Genomic DNA, 15834 nt, shown 5'->3' with positions numbered 1-15834 from the left:
CCTGCCGATCCGGCCGGCGGCACCCGTGGCGGGCACGACGGCCGGGCAACTCCCCTGTGTCGGAAGCGAATTGTGCCCTACGCCGGGCCCTGTGGCGCGCCGGGGCCGGGTCACCGGGGGTGAAGCCGGTACCGCCGTGTTGACCCGGCGGCGGATCGCCCGCGGAGCGCACCGCTCCGGTACGTCGGCCGGGCGGATCCGGCGGGTCGGCGGGCGGCCCGGTGCGTCAGCCGAGCAGGTCCGGTTCGCTGCGGCTGATGTCCTGCCACAGGGGCTGGTAGTTGATCCAGGCCACGAGGTCGCCGCCGAGCTGTTCGCGGGTGGCGACGGCGAGTTCGTGGTCGATGAGCACCGGGCGGCCCGCCGCCCTGGCCAGCAGCTGCACCTGGCAGGACCGGTCCAGGGACAGGAACCACCAGGCCGCCGCGTCGACCGAGTCGCCGACGGTGAGCAGCCCGTGGTTGCGCAGCACCAGGGCCTTGCGGGAGCCGAGCGCGGCGGCGATCCGGCGGCCCTCCTCGGCGTCCACGGTGACGCCGGTGTAGGTGTCGTACAGGGCGAGGTCCTCGTAGAAAGCGCAGCTCTCCTGGGTGATGGGGTCGATCAGGTCACCGAGGGCGGCGAGGGCGCGGCCGTGCACGGAGTGGCAGTGCGCGACGGCGACGACGTCGGGGCGGGCGGCGTGCACCTGGGCGTGCACGGTGAACGCGGCCTGGTTGACGTGGTAGCGGCCCTCGACGACCTGCCCCTCCTTGTTGACGAGGACGAGATCGCCGACGGTGACGTGCCGGAACGGCATCCCGAAGGGGTTGACCCAGAAGCAGTCGGAGAACTCGGGGTCCCGGGCCGTGATGTGTCCCGACACCCCGTCCTCGAAGCCGGCCCGCCCGAAGATCCGCAGGGCGCCCGCGAGCCGCTCCTTGCGGTGCCGGCGCTCGTCCTCGGCCGAGCCGTGCATCGGCGGCATGGCGAACTGCAGCCGGTCGGTGGGCAACGGCAGGGGCGGGGTGGGCCCGTGCATGGATCCTCCCGTACGGGGATTGCGGTAACGGGCCGGAAGGTACCGTCGGCCGGCGCGAAAGGGCAGAGCCGTGCTGTGAAGATGCCGCGCAAACCCGACAGGAGATGTCGGGATTGACGCTGAGACTGGCCCGTATGAACTGGGCAGCCTTCAGCACCGCCGTACCCGATCTGGCGCGGACCGCCGAGGAGCGCTTCGGCGCCCACCGCCACCATGTCCTCGCGACCCTCCGCAAGGACGGCTCGCCCCGCACCTGCGGGATCGAGGTCCGCTTCCTGGGCGGGGAGCTGTGGCTCGGCATGATGCCGGGTTCGGTGAAGGCCCTCGACCTGCGCCGCGACCCCCGGTTCGCCCTCCAGGCCAATCCGGGCGCGGGCGCGGACATGGGCGGCGGCGACGTCCGGATCGGCGGTCGGGCGCATGAGGTCGAGGACGGCCGGGCCAGGGCCGCGTACGTGGAAGAGGTGGAACCGCCGCAGCCGTTCCACCTCTTCCGCACCGAGCTGACGGAGGTCGTACGGACCTGCGTCGAGGACGACACGTATCTGGTCACCCAGCTCTGGAGGCCCGGTGAGTCCCTGCGCACGCTGAAGCGCGCGTAGGGCCTACTCCCACTCGATGGTGCCCGGGGGCTTGCTCGTCACGTCGAGGACGACCCGGTTGACGTCACGGACCTCGTTGGTGATGCGGGTGGAGATCTTCGCCAGCACGTCGTAGGGCAGCCGCGACCAGTCGGCCGTCATCGCGTCCTCGGAGGAGACCGGGCGCAGGACGACCGGGTGGCCGTAGGTGCGGCCGTCACCCTGGACGCCCACGCTGCGGACGTCGGCGAGCAGGACCACCGGGCACTGCCAGATGTCGCGGTCCAGGCCGGCCGCGGTCAGTTCCTCGCGGGCGATGGCGTCGGCCTCGCGCAGCAGGTCCAGCCGCTCCTTGGTGACCTCGCCGACGATGCGGATGCCGAGGCCCGGGCCCGGGAAGGGCTGGCGCTGGACGATCTCCTCCGGCAGGCCCAGCTCCTGGCCGACCATGCGGACCTCGTCCTTGAACAGCTTGCGCAGCGGCTCGATGAGCTTGAACTCGAGGTCCTCGGGCAGGCCGCCGACGTTGTGGTGCGACTTGATGTTCGCGGTGCCGGTGCCGCCGCCGGACTCCACCACGTCCGGGTAGAGGGTGCCCTGGACCAGGAACTCCACGGCCGGGCCCTCGTCGGCGATGATCTCGGCCTGCGCCTGCTCGAAGACGCGGATGAACTCCCGGCCGATGATCTTCCGCTTCTCCTCGGGGTCGCTGACCCCGGCCAGCGCCTTGAGGAAGCGCTCCTCGGCGTCGACGACCTTCAGCTGGACGCCGGTGGCGGCGACGAAGTCCTTCTCGACCTGCTCGGTCTCGCCCTTGCGCATCAGGCCGTGGTCGACGTACACGCAGGTCAGCTGGGAGCCGATGGCCTTCTGGACGAGGGCCGCGGCGACGGCGGAGTCCACGCCGCCGGACAGGCCGCAGATCGCGCGCTTGTCGCCGACCAGCTCACGGATGGCCTCGACCTGCTCCTCGATCACGTTGCCGGTGGTCCAGTTCGGCTCCAGGCCGGCACCGCGGTACAGGAAGTGCTCCAGCACCTGCTGGCCGTGCGTGGAGTGCATGACCTCGGGGTGGTACTGGACGCCGTAGAGCTTCTTGTCGTCGTTCTCGAACGCGGCGACCGGGACGACGTCCGTGGAGGCCGTGACCGCGAAGCCCTCGGGAGCGGCGGAGCAGGCGTCGCCGTGGGACATCCACACGTGCTGCTCGGCCGGGGTGCCCTCGAAGAGGGTGGAGGAGTTCTTGGCCACGTGCAGGTCGGTACGGCCGTACTCGCGGGCGCCGGTGTTGTCGACCGTGCCGCCGAGGGCCTGCGCCATGAGCTGGAAGCCGTAGCACATGCCGAAGACGGGGACGCCGGCCTCGAAGATCGCGCGGTCGAGGGTGGGGGCGCCCTCCTCGTACACGGACGAGGGGCCGCCGGAGAGGATGATCGCCGCGGGGTTCTTGGCGAGCATCTCGGCGACCGGCATGGTGCTCGGCACGATCTCGCTGTAGACCCGCGCCTCGCGGACGCGTCGGGCGATGAGCTGGGCGTACTGCGCGCCGAAGTCGACGACCAGGACGGTGTCGGGGGTGGCGGCAGACTGGGTCGCTGATGACACGGGGTGCCTTCTGGTGGTCGGGCGGGGGTCTGTGCTTCCGATTCTAACGGGGCGGCCGGGGGACCTTCCGAGGGAAGCCGCCATGGCATACTGACCGTATGCACAAGCACTCGACCTTCGTCTTTACCTATGGCACCCGGCCCGCCGGCTGCCATGGTCGTGCTGCTTGAGCTGACGCCAAGCGACTTCCCAGGCGCCCCGGGCCGACAAGGCCCGGGGCGCCTGTCGTTTCTCCGGGCCGTGTCGTTCCGGGGCACTCATCCCAGCGAGGAGCCCGACATGACCACCACCGCACCGGACGCCACCCCGGAGGCGATCATCGCCGACGCCCGTGACCGCATCGACGCGCTCGACGACCGGATCATCGGTCTCGTGCAGGAGCGGATGGCCGTCTCCGCCGTCGTCCAGCAGACCCGTATTTCCTCCGGCGGGCGGCGGGTGCACCTGTCCCGCGAGATGGAGATCCTCGGCCGCTACCGGGACGCGCTCGGCAAGCCGGGCACCGCTCTCGCCATGACGCTGCTCGAGCTGAGCCGGGGTCGTATCTGAGTTCGGTGCCGCTCTCACCCGTACGGCGCGTGACCGGCCCGCGCACCGCTTCGTTGAGGGGGGTGTCCGTGCCAGCCAGGGGCGGGCCCGAAAGAACCACGCGTGGCTCGTTGGAGCGATGAGGCGTACGGGTCGTGCCGTACGCCGTGGGACCTCGCTCCGGGACGTGACCGGACGGCAGGGGACAGCAGCCCGGTCACCCAAGAGAACGGCCGGCTCCGGGGACGCCCGGGGCCGGCCGGCGGAACCCGACAACTGCAGACAGGCCACAGGCCACAGGGACAAGCGGCGCGGCCCCCGGCGCCGCTCCCTGGCACCGGCGCTTGCCCTGACGCCGGTGCTGACTGGAAGAAGGGCCCCGCGGCCTCTCCGTCCCGCGGGGCCCTTCGTCATGCCTGCACTCCACAGTGTGACTCGGATCACAAAAGAATCCCGGTTCTCCGGAGCAACCCTTCACTCTTTCCGCCGATCAAACGTGCGGATCAAGAAAACGGTGAGAGGGACCTGCCTTCGGAGGGGGATGCAGGTCCCTCTGTGCCGTCGAGGCGGCTCCCGCGGGGCGCTCCCGGCCCTTTCCGGTCACTTCTTCGGCGGTACCGCCGGCATCCCGAGGAACGGCAGCCGCAGCGCGCCGAACGCGTCCGCCGGGACCACCGGGGCCTGCGGCTCCACCGGCTTCAGCCGCTCGTACGCCGCTCCGGGCGCCGGCCGCGGGTCCTCCTCCCCCTTGTTCGGCCAGAACGACATCGCCCGCTCGGCCTGCGCGGTGATCGTCAGCGAGGGGTTCACCCCCAGGTTCGCCGAGACCGCGGCGCCGTCCACGACCGAGATGCCGGGGTGGCCGTAGAGCCGGTGGTACGGGTCGATCACGCCCGTCTCCGGTGAGTCGCCGATGGGGCAGCCGCCGAGGAAGTGCGCGGTGAGCGGGGTGCCCATCAGCTCGCCGACGTTGCTGCCGGGGAAGCCGTTGATCTCGGCGGCGAGCGCGGAGGCGGCCTCGGTCGCGGCCCTGATCTGCTTGGGGTTCGGCGCGCCGTGCCCCTGCCGCGCGGTGAGCAGGCCCTTGCCGACGCCGCCGGGCTTCAGGTACGTGGTCAGCGAGTTGTCCAGGGACTGCATGACCAGGCCGATGATGGTCCGCTCCGACCAGCGCCGGTTGGACAGGGAACGGGCGACCAGCATCGGGTGCCGGGCCGCGTTCGCCAGCCAGGCGAACACGCGCGAGGAGCCCTCGGCGTAGGGCACCTGGAGGATGGACAGGCCGCCCATCGAGTTGGAGCCCCTGCCGTAGCGGACCGGTTCGATGTGGGTGTTCTCGTCGGGGTGGATCGAGGACGTGATGGCGACGCCCCGCGTGAAGTCGGCACGCGGCGCGCCGGTGGCCCTGCGGTAGCGCCGGTCGTCGGTCTGGGCGCCGACCAGGGCCTCGGAGTTGGTGCGGGTCAGGTCGCCGAGCCGGGCGGAGAGGTACGGCAGCTGACCGCCGGCCCTCATGCGGTGCAGCAGGGTCTGGGTGCCGTAGGTGCCGGCCGCGAGGACCACCTTGCGGGCGGTGAAGAGCCGGCCCTCGCCCTTCTTCCTCCGGTCCGTCGGCAGGGTCGCCACCGCGTAGCCGCCGCGCGAGTCGTCCGTGACCGACACGACCGTCGTCATGGGGTGCACGACCGCGCCGGCCTTCTCGGCGAGGTACAGGTAGTTCTCGTTGAGGGTGTTCTTCGCGCCGTGCCGGCAGCCGGTCATGCACTCGCCGCACTCGGTGCAGGCCTTGCGGTCGGGTCCGGCCCCGCCGAAGTACGGGTCGTTCACCCGCTCGCCGGGCCGGGCCCTCGCCTTGCCGTCGGCGTCCTCGCCGTCGCCGAAGAACACGCCCACCGGGGCGAGGTGGAAGGTGTCGCCGACGCCCATCCGCTCGGCCGCCGCCTTCAGGTGGACGTCGGAGGGGGTCATGGTGGGGTTCAGCCGCACCCCGAGCATGCGCCGGGCCTGGTCGTAGTACGGCTTCAGCTCCTCCTGCCAGTCGGTGATGTGCCGCCACTGGGGATCGTCGAAGAAGGGCCGCGGCGGCACGTAGAGGGTGTTGGCGTAGTTGAGGGAGCCGCCGCCGACGCCCGCGCCGGCCAGCACCATCACATTGCCCAGCAGGTGGATGCGCTGGATGCCGAACATGCCGAGCCTCGGGGCCCAGAGGTAGTTCCTCAGGTCCCAGGAGTTCTTCGGCAGCGTGGCGCGGGTGAAGCGGCGTCCGGCTTCCAGTACCCCGACCTTGTACCCCTTCTCGGTGAGCCGGAGGGCGGACACCGAGCCGCCGAAGCCGGAGCCGACGATCAGGACGTCGTAGTCGTAGGCGTCTTGCGGCACGTGTACTCCTCGTCGAGTTGCGGCTGCGGGTCGTTCGTGGCCGGGCGCGGCTCCCCGCGCGCCGGGTCGGTCAGCGGAACCGGAATGCCTTCATCAGCTTCAGGCTCGTGCTCATGAAGCGGGCGTAGGACTCGTCGTCCATCCCCAGCGAGGGCGCCATCGGCAGCAGCCGCTGCTGGGCGACGGTCTGGGCCTCCGTGTACTTGAGGATGCCCTCGGAGCCGTGGCGGCGGCCCAGGCCGGAGTCCTTCATGCCGCCCATCGGGGACTGGACGCTGCCGTAGGCCGGGGCGTAGCCCTCGTTGACGTTGACCGTGCCGGTGCGCAGGCGGGCTGCGACGTCCCGGCCGCGGCGGGCGTCGGTCGTCCACACGGAGGCGTTCAGGCCGTACGGCGTGGCGTTGGCGCGTTCGACGGCCTCGTCGTCGCTCGTGAACCGGTAGACCGAGACGACCGGGCCGAAGGTCTCCTCCTCGCAGACGGCCATGGAGCTGTCGACGCCGTCGAGGATGGTGGGCTCGAAGAAGTAGGGGCCGATGTCGGGGCGGGCCACCCCGCCGGCGATCACCTTCGCGCCCTTCGCGACGGCCTCCTCGACGTGCCGCCGCACGGTCTCCAACTGGCGTTCGCCGACCAGCGAGCCCATGTCGGCGCCGTAGGCGAGGGAGGTGCCGAGCCGCATGGCCCGGGTGCGGGCGGCGAACCGCTCCAGGAAGGCGTCGGCGACGGACTGGTGGACGTACAGCCGCTCGATGGAGATGCACAGCTGGCCGGCGGAGGAGAAGCAGGCGCGTACGGCTCCGGCGGCGGCCTTGTCGATGTCGGCGTCCTCCAGCACCAGCATGGCGTTCTTGCCGCCGAGTTCGAGGGAGACGCCGACCAGCCGGGAGGCGGCGCCGACGGCGACCTCGCGGCCGGTGCGGGTGGAGCCGGTGAAGGAGACGTAGTCGGCGCGCCTGACCAGCTCCGGACCGACGACCGGGCCCTCGCCGAGGACCACCTGGAAGACGCCCTCGGGCAGGCCGGCCTCGATGAGCAGGTCACGGGCCCACAGCGCGGTGAGGCAGGTCTCGGTGTCCGGCTTCATCACGACGGCGTTGCCCGCGGCGAAGGCGGGCAGCGCGTCGCCGACGGACAGCTCCAGCGGGTAGTTCCACGGGGCGATCTGGCCCACCACCCCGCGCGGGTGGCGCAGTTCGGTGACCTTGGTCAGCGTCGGCACGGCGCCCGCGTGCCGCTTGGGCTTCAGGTACGCGGCGGCCCGGCGGCCGTAGTGGCGGGCCGCGACGGCGACGGCCTGCACCTCCTCGTGCGCGTGCAGCCGGGCCTTGCCGGTCTCCAGCTGGACCAGGTCGAGGACCTCCGCCTGCCGCTCCAGGAGCAGGTCGTGGAAGCGGAGCAGGACGGCGGCCCGCTGCCGGACCGGGACCCTCGCCCACACGGCCTGGGCGGCGCGGGCCGCCTCGAAGGCCTTGCCGACGTCCTCCGGCGTGGACTCGGGCAGGTCGGCCAGCTTCTCGCCGGTGAACGGGGTGTGGTTGGCGGTGCGGCCGGAGCCGGCGACGCCCTTGGTGAGCTGGGCCACCAACTCCGGCGTGACCACGTCGGCGGCGGTGCGGGCGCCTTCGGGCGCGGGCGCGAGCGGGTTGGTACCGGCGGTTTCCGGGGCCTGCGTGTCCGTCATGACGCGCAGGGTATGCCGCGGCGGAGGCTTTGTGTACCCGTCGGTAACGGGGATTCACCGACTGCTCACACGCTGCCAGTGATCACTGGCAGCGAATGTGCTGATCAGGGCGTTGGGGCCGCAGGATCAGTCGGCCTCGCCCCTTCTCGCGAGGAGCAGACCGAGGGCGGTGAGGGGGGTGCGGCGGGGCGCCGGCTCGGGTTCGGGGACCGGCGTGGGCCCGGGCGCCTGGGCGGGCCCGGCTGCCGGCTCGGGTCCGGGGGCCGGGGCGGCGGCCGGCGGGCGGGGTTCCCGCGCCGGTTCCGGTACGGCGGTGAGCCCCAGGCACTCGCGGAGCGCGGCCTCGGCCTCCGCCGCGTCCGGCCGCGCCGCCGGCTCCACGGCGTGCAGCCGGTCCAGCAGCGGGCCCAGCGGCCCGGGGTCCGCGTCGCCCAGGGTGGCGCGGAGCAGGGCGCCCAGGGACCACAGGTCGGAGGCCGGGCCGGCGCCGGGCCCCGCCGCCCGCTCGGGCGCGACGAAACCGGCGGGCGCGTCCTCCGCGTGCCCGTCGCCGATGCCGAAGTCGGTGAGGACGACCCGCCCGGTCCCGGTCTCCAGCAGCACGTTGGCCGGTTTGAGGTCCCGGTGCACGATCCCGACGGCGTGGGCGGCGCGCAGCGCGCCGAGCACGGCGAGCCCGACGCGCGCGGCCTCCTCCACGGGGAGCGGGCCCCGGCGCAGCACCTCCCGCAGGGACTCGCCGGCCACCAGCTCCATGACGATCCAGGGGACGCCGTCCTCGGTGACGACGTCGTACACCGTCACGGCCGAGGGGTGCCGCACCCGGGTCGCGGCGCGGGCCTCGTGGTGGAGCCGGTGCGCGACACGGCGGCTTTCCTCGTCGGCGGCCGGGTCGCCGGGCAGGAGGGGTTCCTTGACGGCGACCAGCGCCTCCCCCTGTTCGTCCCGGGCGCGCCACACGGTCCCGGACGGCCCGGAGCCGAGGCGTCCGGTCAGCCGGTAGCGACCGCCGATCAGCCGTGCGTCGGGCGGGTGTTCGCCGTCTTCGGTCATGTCACATGAGTACCGTGTGCACCATGCCGTTGTCGAAGCGGGAGGCCGGAAACGGGACCCGGGAACCGGGGCGGCCGGTCGCACGGCCCACCGGTACGGGCTGAAGCCGTGGGCGGCCTCGCGCACCTCCACCGCCCCGGCCCCGCCGGAGCGCGCCGGGACGGCCAACGCCCGCTCCCGCGCCGTCCGTTGCGGTACCCGTTGCCGGGTCCGCGCCGCACGACCCGACCCACAGGACGGCTGAGGGGCGTGTGCCCGGGGCGGCCTCCCGCACGAGGTGCCCGTCGATCCGGCAGGTGCCCTGCCGGACCACCGCCCGCCCGGCCCGGTGCACGGGCGCGACGCGCGCCGCCGGCGCCGGCGAGCCGGTCACACCCCTGTGGCCGAGAACGTGTCGACCGCCACGTCGAAGTACTCGCGCGCCTCGTGCACCTGCCCGACCGGCGCCGACACCCACACGTCGTACAGCCGGCCGTTCTCCTCCCAGCACAGGTCGTAGGTGTGGCGCGGGCCCTCCGCCGCGCTGAAGCCGTCCCAGCTAAACTCCCAGAGCGCGGCCGGGTGCCCGTGGTGCGTCATCCGGACGACCCGTCCGTCGTGGTAGCCGGGGTTGGTGGAGGGGCCGTCGGCGGCGGAGCGGTTCATCGCCGCCTCGGGGCCGCCCGGCTGGGGCCCGCCGACCCGGATGCCCAGCCGGAAGGCTCCGCCCGGCGAGAGGTAGAAGACGCGGGTGCCCTCCGGGCTGCGGGTGAAGTCCTCCGGTACGGCGAGGGAGAAGCCGGCCGGGTCACGGGCCGTGCGGTAACCGGAGGGCGCGGTGCGCGAGTCGGCGCTGGGCTTGGGCGGCGGTGCCGGTGCGGTCCCGGTCGGCGACGGGGAGACGGCCGTGCCCCCCGTGCCCTTCCCGGTCGGTGACGGGGATGCCGTCGTGCCTGTCGTGCCGGTACCGGTCGCCGGGCTCGTCGCGGTACCGCCCGGCGTGCCGCCGCCCCCGTCCCCGCTCCCGTGCAGCAGCAGCGCCGCGGCCGACACGCCGGCCCCGGCCAGCGCGGCGACGAGCAGGGCCGCGACCAGCGTGCCGCGCGGGGAGGAACGCGCCGGGGGCGGTTCGAGCGGCGGCCGGGCCGGGCCGCCCGTGGGCGGTCCGCCGTGGGGCAGGTCCCGCTGCGCCGGCGGGTGCGGTGCCGGGGACTTCGGCGTGAGGCTGCCGCCGATCCGGTGGATGAGCCCGCCGCCGTGCGCCCCCGCCGGGCCCGGATCGCCCGGCGCGGGCGGCGTCCGGCCGGTCTGGAGGTACGTCCACAGCATCCGCTCGGCGTCCGCCGCGCCCAGCCGCCGGTCCGGGTCGCGCTCCAGCAGCCCCAGCACGACCGGCAGCAGCGGCTCCGCCTCGGCAGGCGGGCGGATGTCGTCGGAGACGACGGCGTGCAGGATGCCGCCGAGCGAGTCGCGCCGGAACGGCGACTCGCCGCTCAGCGCCGTGCACAGCAGCGCGCCCAGCGACCACAGATCGGACTCCGGCCCGGTGCGCAGCCCGGACATCCGCTCCGGCGCGGTGTACTCGGGCGAGCCGACGAACGAGCCGGTCTCGGTGAGCGTGGTGGCGCCCTCGACCTGCGCGATGCCGAAGTCGGTGAGGACGACCCGGTCGGTGCCCGACTCGATCAGCACGTTCGCGGGTTTGATGTCCCGGTGCAGCACCCCCGCCTCGTGCGCGGTGCGCACCGCGCTCAGCAGGGCGATGCCGATCCGCGCAGCCTCGGAGGCGTCGACCGGACCGTGCCGGTCGATCCGGTCGGCGAGCGAACCGCCGTCGACCAACTCCATGACGAGGTAGGGCCGTTCGTCCTGCTCCACCACGTCGTGCACGACGATGATGTGCGGGTGGCGCAACTGGCAGACCGCGCGGGCCTCGCGGAGCGTACGGTCCCGGCGGCGGCGCGCGTCGTCGTCCGGGAGCGCGTCGTCGGGCAGGAGCTCCTTGACCGCCACCTGACGGCCCAGCACCTGGTCGCTCGCGCGCCACACGACGCCCATGCCGCCGCGCCCGACGCGTTCCTCCAGGCGGTAACGGCCCGCGATCAGCCGGAAGCCGGCTCCCTCGGTCCCCATGGGCCCATCATGCCGCACGGGACCCGTGCCCCCCGGGACACCGACCGGCCAAGACACACCGGTCAGCCTGCCATTTTCGGCCGACTCGGCGACCGCCGGGGCCGGTTCAGCCCTCGTCCGGCTGCTGCCAGCCGCGCAGCACCCAGGTGAACTGCTCGCTGGTCGTGGCCCAGTCCTCGGCCGGCGAGGACATGTAGAGGGCGTACTCGGTGCCCTGGCGGGAGAAGTACGTCTCCTCGACCGCGTGCCGCGGCCCGGGGACGTACGGCGGGTCCTTCTTCAGCGCGGTCCAGGTGTACTCCCACCGGGCGCCCTTGCGGTCGCGGTAGACGTTCTCCTTCATCGTCACGCGCCGGTAGTCGACCAGCCGCTGGAGCTGCTGCTCCAGGTCCTGCTGGTGGGAGAGGGGGTCGGCGAAGTCCGGTGAGCCGTCGATGGCGATGCGGACGAAGTGCTTGCCGTCGTCGGGCGTGTAGTCGATCTGCTTGAGGTCGCCCTGGATGCCGTACACCTTGCGCTTCCAGCCCTCGGGCAGGGAGAGGCTGAAGCCCAGCGGGTCGTGGTACGTCGTCCAGCCGTCGGGTATCGCGCCGTCGGCCGCGGCCGTGTCGCTCTCGGCGGGCGCCGGGCTCACCTCGCCGCCGGAGCCGGTGTCCTGCCCGCCCCACTGCTGGATCGCCACCGCCCCGGCACCGCCGAGCACCGCGGCCAGCGCGACGACCACCGCGAGGGTGCGCAGCCGCCGGCGGGGCCGCACGGGCGCGGGCGCAATGGACGCGGGCTCGTACGGGGAGGTGGCGGAGCCGGAACCGTACGGGGCCGTCGGGCCGCCGGTGCGGTGACCCTGGCCGGAGGGGTTCGCGCCGTAGCCCTGGGCGGAGGGGTCCGGACCGTAGCCCTCACCCGGGGCGCCCGGACCGTAGCCGGAAGCCGGGGTCCTGGAGCCGTAGCCCTCGGCCGACATGCCCGAGCCGTAGCCGCCGCCCCTCGGGCCGGCGCCGTGGCCGGGCGGGGGCGTGCCCGGGTTCTGGTGACGGCCGGTGGCTGTGGGGAAGCCCGAGCCCTGGGTCGGGACGAACGCCTGCGCGGCGCGCGGCCGGCGGTTCTCCGCCGCCTCGGCGAGCATCTGCTCGGCCTCGTCCGCGCCGGGCCGCCGGGCCGGGTCCTTGCGCAGCAGCGCGGCGATGACCGGGGTGAGCACACCGGCGTGGCGCGGCTCGTCGGCCTCCTCCTCGACGACGGCCTGCATGGTGCTCAGCGGCGAGGTCCGCCGGAACGGCGAACGCCCCTCGACCGCCGTGTACAGCGTGGCGCCGAGCGCCCACAGGTCGGAGGCCGGACCGGGGTCGTGGCCGCGCACCCGCTCGGGGGCCAGGTAGTCGACCGAGCCGACGACCTCCCCGGTGCGGGTGATGGTGGTGTCGCCCTCGATCTGGGCGATGCCGAAGTCGGTGAGCAGGACCCGGCCGTCCGCGCCGAGGAGGACGTTGCCGGGCTTGACGTCCCGGTGCAGGACCCCGGCGGAGTGCGCGGCGCGCAGCGCCCGCAGCACCCACAGCCCGATCCGCGCGGCCTCCGCCGGCTCCACGCGCCCCCGCTCCTTGACCGTGTCGGCCAGCGAGGCGCCCTCGACCAGCTCCATCACGATCCACGGGCGGCCGTCGTGTTCCAGGACGTCGTGCACGGTGACGACGGCCGAGTGGTTGATCCGCGCGGCGGCCCGGGCCTCGGCCCTGGTCCGGGCGAGCAGCACGCCCCGGTCGCTGTCGGAGACGTAGAGCGCGGCGGTCAACTCCTTGACGGCGACCTTCCGGTGCAGCACCTCGTCGTGGGCGCGCCACACCCGGCCCATGCCGCCGCTGCCGATGGAGTCGGCGAGCCGGTAGCGGCCCGCTATGAGCAGGCCCTGCATCTGATTCACGTTGCCCCGCAATGCTCTTGACAGGCTCAGACTAAGGACCGGCCTGCCCCCAGGGAACCAGCGGGGTGCCAAGGACACCGCACTGTGACGATGGTCATTTCCGCGCGAGAGAGGGAACCGCACCGGCACCGCACGGCCCCGGGCACGCGCCGCTCAACCGGTGTAGCGATACGTCGCGGTAGCCTGCTCGTACAGGCGCGTCACCTCGTCCCGCTGCGCCTCCGGACCGCGCACCTGGACGACGTGGTAACGGCCGTTGAGCAACAGCGCCATGTTCCGCACGAACAGGTCCCGGCCCTGCCCGTCGGTCCAGGTGAACTGCCCCTCGGCCATGGTCCGTCCACCCACCTCGATGGTCCGCAGCCCGGTGGCCGTGGCCCAGCTGGAGTCGCGGTACGGCTGGAGTTCGCGCTCCTTGTCCCGCTGGTAGACCATCGGATCGCTGCCGTAGGCGGACGTCCCGTCCCGTCCCGGTACGACGATCAGCTCGAAGTTCCCGTGCGCGTAGACCACTTGGCCGCTGCCGTTCTTCGGGGTGCGCGCCCAGCCCTTGGCGACGGCGACCTTGAAGCCGTCCGGGTCCTTGCGCAGGGTGAACCCGTCGGGGACGGCGGGGTCCCCGCCCGTCTGTGTCTCGGTCGCGGGCGCGGAGGCGGAGGCGTCGCCGCCCGGCGTGCTCTGCCCGGCGGAGGGGCTCGGGGTGTGCGAGGGCGCGGGACCGCTCTGCCCGGCGCCGCCGGTGCGGTCGTCGCCCGCCGCGCCGCTCTCACCCTGTTTCGGCATGAAGAGCATCGCGTAGGCGATCGCACCGGCCAGCAGGAGCAGGACCAGCAGGAGCAGGGTCCGGCCGAGGCTGCGCGGCGAACCCGCGCCGTCCCGGGCCCGCTTGTGCCGGCCGTGCGGGTGGTTGGCGGGCAGTTTGGCGCGCCGCCGGCGCACCAGTTCGCCACGGCGCCGGACGATCGGCAGCCGGCTCGGGTCGGCGGGCGGCGTGGGGACGACATGGGCGCCGGCGTCCGGCTCGGGCGCGGACCGCACCAGCGACCGCAGCCAGCCGCTCAGCTCCTCGACGTCCGGCCGCTCGGTGGGGTCCTGGCGCAGCAACGACTCCACGACCGGCCGCAGCGGCCCGCACTCCTCGGCGAAGGCGGGCGGCTCGGCGCACACCAGCTGCACCAGCTCGGCCGTGGACTCCTCCGGGTACGGCGCGTGCCCCTGCACCGCACGGAACAGCAGCGCGCCCAGCGCCCACAGATCGGTGGCCGGGCCGATGGGCGCCGCCAGCTGCCAGTTCTCGTGCACGGGCCCGGCCTGCTCCGGTGCCCAGCGCTCGGTCACCGGCCCCACCACGGTCATCCGCACCTGCCGCGCCCGCTCGGCGGCGAGCGCGGTCCCGGGCCCGCGGCGCACACCGCCGGGCTGGTCCCAGCCACCGCCCTGCGCCCCGGGGCGACCGGCGCCGGAGGCGGCTGCGGGGACACCGCCGTGCGCGGGGGCGGTGCCGGACGCGGGTGCGGGTTCGAGTGCGGAGTACGGCGGGGTGGCCCCCGCGTAGCCGGGCTCGGTCACCTCCCGCGCCTGCCGGCCGCGCTCCCCACCGGGCGCGGACGCGTGCCCCGGACCGTGGCTTCGGCCCGGCGCCGGCGCCTGCCGCCCGGGCCCGGAGCCCTGACCCGGCACGGACGCCTGCCCGGTGGCGGGGTCGGCCGGTGGCAGGCCCGGCCGGTGGGCCCCGTCCTCCGGGGTCGGGGGTGTGCCGCCGGGAAGGGGGCGCGGTGCGGCGCCGTGCCAGGGGGCGCCGCGCACCCCGTAGGGGTCGGCTATCCGGCCGGGCGGCAGCGTGGTGCCGGTGCCCTCGCCGGACGCGCCGGAGGGGTACGACGGTGCCGCGCCGGTGCCGGTGTCGTCGGCGGGTGGCCGCGCGCCGGGCAGGGCCGCGCGTTCGCCCTGCTGGGCCTCCTGCACCCGGGCGGCGGCCCGGGCGCCCGCCCGGTACGCGGCGATGGCCCCGGCCCGGGCGGCCCGGATGTCGGCACCGCTCTCCAGAGCCGGCTGACCCACCGCGCCGGAGGCGCCGTCCGCCCCCGGCGCCGGGAGCCCTCCGGCCGCCCGCGCCTGGATGGCGGCCCGCCGCGCGGCCTCGGGATCGACGTCCCCGGCCGGTCCCCCGCCCGCCCCGCCGCTACGGCCCCCGGATCCCGCGGAGACCTCGCCGCCTCCCGTGCCGGGGCCGACGCCCCTGGTCACGCCGCCGACGGAGCCCTGCTCGGCGCGGAACCCCTCCCCCGTGTCGCCGTCCTGGTCATCGGGGGCCGGCACCGGGTCGTATCCGCACAGCGCCTCCTCCGCCGCGCCGGCCGCGAGACCCGTCAGCATCACGCGGCCGTCTTCGCAGACGAGGACCGTGCGGACGGTGATGTTGCGGTGCACCCAGCCATGGGCGTGCAGCACCCGGAGCGCCATGAGCACGTCGGAGGCGACCTCGGCCGCCCGGTACGGCGTCAGCGGCCGCTCGGCCAGCAGGGCGGCCAGCGGACGCGCGTTCACCAGCTCGCTGACGATCCACAGGGACCCGCCCTCGGCGAACACGTCGAAGACCTGGTCCAGCCGGGGGTGGTCGGGGATGCCGGCCGCCGCCTGCGCGGCCTCGACGGCGCGCCGCACCGCCGGATCGGCGGGCCGCCGGGTGGCGGTCCTCGCCTCCGGCGCCCGGCGGGACGCGCGCTCCCGTGCGGTGAACCCGGCGGGCAGCCCCTCCGCGTCGAGCACCTCGGCCTCGACGACCTCAGGCAACGGCACCTGCCGGACGAGGACTTCCTGACCGCTGTAGGTGTCGAAGGCGCGGGTCTCGGTGAGTTCGTACTCGTCGGACGGCGGCAGTGGCAGGCGGTAGCGGTCGGCGAGCACCCGACCCGCGTAGTCGTCCACTTTGTCTCCCCCGGCCGCCCGG

General features: G+C 74.3%; 10 protein-coding genes. 2 read left to right on the top strand and 8 right to left on the bottom strand.

The window, feature by feature from the left end:
* Positions 1–226: 226 nt before the first annotated feature.
* Positions 227–1021 carry a class II aldolase/adducin family protein gene (locus ACZ5DC_RS13860; RefSeq protein WP_468652397.1) on the bottom strand — a complete coding sequence of 265 codons (795 nt, stop codon included), beginning with the start codon at positions 1019–1021 and terminating at the stop codon, positions 227–229.
* Between the two features lie 134 nt (positions 1022–1155).
* On the opposite strand from ACZ5DC_RS13860, the gene ACZ5DC_RS13855 reads away from it, so the two are divergent.
* Positions 1156–1623 carry a pyridoxamine 5'-phosphate oxidase family protein gene (locus ACZ5DC_RS13855; protein ID WP_468652395.1) on the top strand — a complete coding sequence of 156 codons (468 nt, stop codon included), beginning with the start codon at positions 1156–1158 and terminating at the stop codon, positions 1621–1623.
* A 3-nt stretch (positions 1624–1626) separates the two neighbouring features.
* Here the strand turns inward: ACZ5DC_RS13855 and guaA are convergent, their stop codons facing one another.
* Positions 1627–3207 carry a glutamine-hydrolyzing GMP synthase gene (gene guaA / locus ACZ5DC_RS13850; RefSeq protein ID WP_468652393.1) on the bottom strand — a complete coding sequence of 527 codons (1581 nt, stop codon included), beginning with the start codon at positions 3205–3207 and terminating at the stop codon, positions 1627–1629.
* 279 nt (positions 3208–3486) lie between these two features.
* Between guaA and ACZ5DC_RS13845 the strand changes: the two genes are divergently transcribed.
* On the top strand, positions 3487–3756 hold the full coding sequence (locus tag ACZ5DC_RS13845; protein ID WP_468652391.1) for a chorismate mutase: 270 nt from the start codon (positions 3487–3489) through the stop codon (positions 3754–3756).
* A gap of 579 nt (positions 3757–4335) precedes the next feature.
* Here ACZ5DC_RS13845 and ACZ5DC_RS13840 read toward each other — a convergent pair.
* The 6 genes from ACZ5DC_RS13840 to ACZ5DC_RS13815 form a co-directional block, all read right to left on the bottom strand.
* On the bottom strand, positions 4336–6114 hold the full coding sequence (locus tag ACZ5DC_RS13840) for a GMC oxidoreductase (protein ID WP_468652389.1): 1779 nt from the start codon (positions 6112–6114) through the stop codon (positions 4336–4338).
* 70 nt (positions 6115–6184) lie between these two features.
* Positions 6185–7798, bottom strand: coding sequence for a succinic semialdehyde dehydrogenase (locus ACZ5DC_RS13835; protein ID WP_468652387.1), 1614 nt, complete (start codon positions 7796–7798; stop codon positions 6185–6187).
* Between the two features lie 126 nt (positions 7799–7924).
* Positions 7925–8851 (bottom strand): serine/threonine-protein kinase, encoded by a 927-nt coding sequence (locus tag ACZ5DC_RS13830; protein ID WP_468652385.1) that lies wholly within the window; start codon positions 8849–8851, stop codon positions 7925–7927.
* A 369-nt stretch (positions 8852–9220) separates the two neighbouring features.
* Complete coding sequence (locus ACZ5DC_RS13825) at positions 9221–10963, bottom strand: protein kinase domain-containing protein (protein WP_468652383.1); 1743 nt, start codon at positions 10961–10963, stop codon at positions 9221–9223.
* Positions 10964–11069: 106 nt separating this feature from the next.
* Positions 11070–12875, bottom strand: coding sequence for a serine/threonine-protein kinase (locus tag ACZ5DC_RS13820; protein WP_468652381.1), 1806 nt, complete (start codon positions 12873–12875; stop codon positions 11070–11072).
* A 162-nt stretch (positions 12876–13037) separates the two neighbouring features.
* A complete protein-coding gene (locus ACZ5DC_RS13815; protein WP_468652379.1) occupies positions 13038–15812 on the bottom strand; it encodes a protein kinase in 2775 nt (924 codons plus the stop codon).
* Between the last annotated feature and the right edge of the window lie 22 nt (positions 15813–15834).

The sequence above is a fragment of the Streptomyces sp. NPDC031445 genome (genome assembly GCF_055581365.1).
This window is presented reverse-complemented; position numbering and strand designations above follow the sequence as displayed.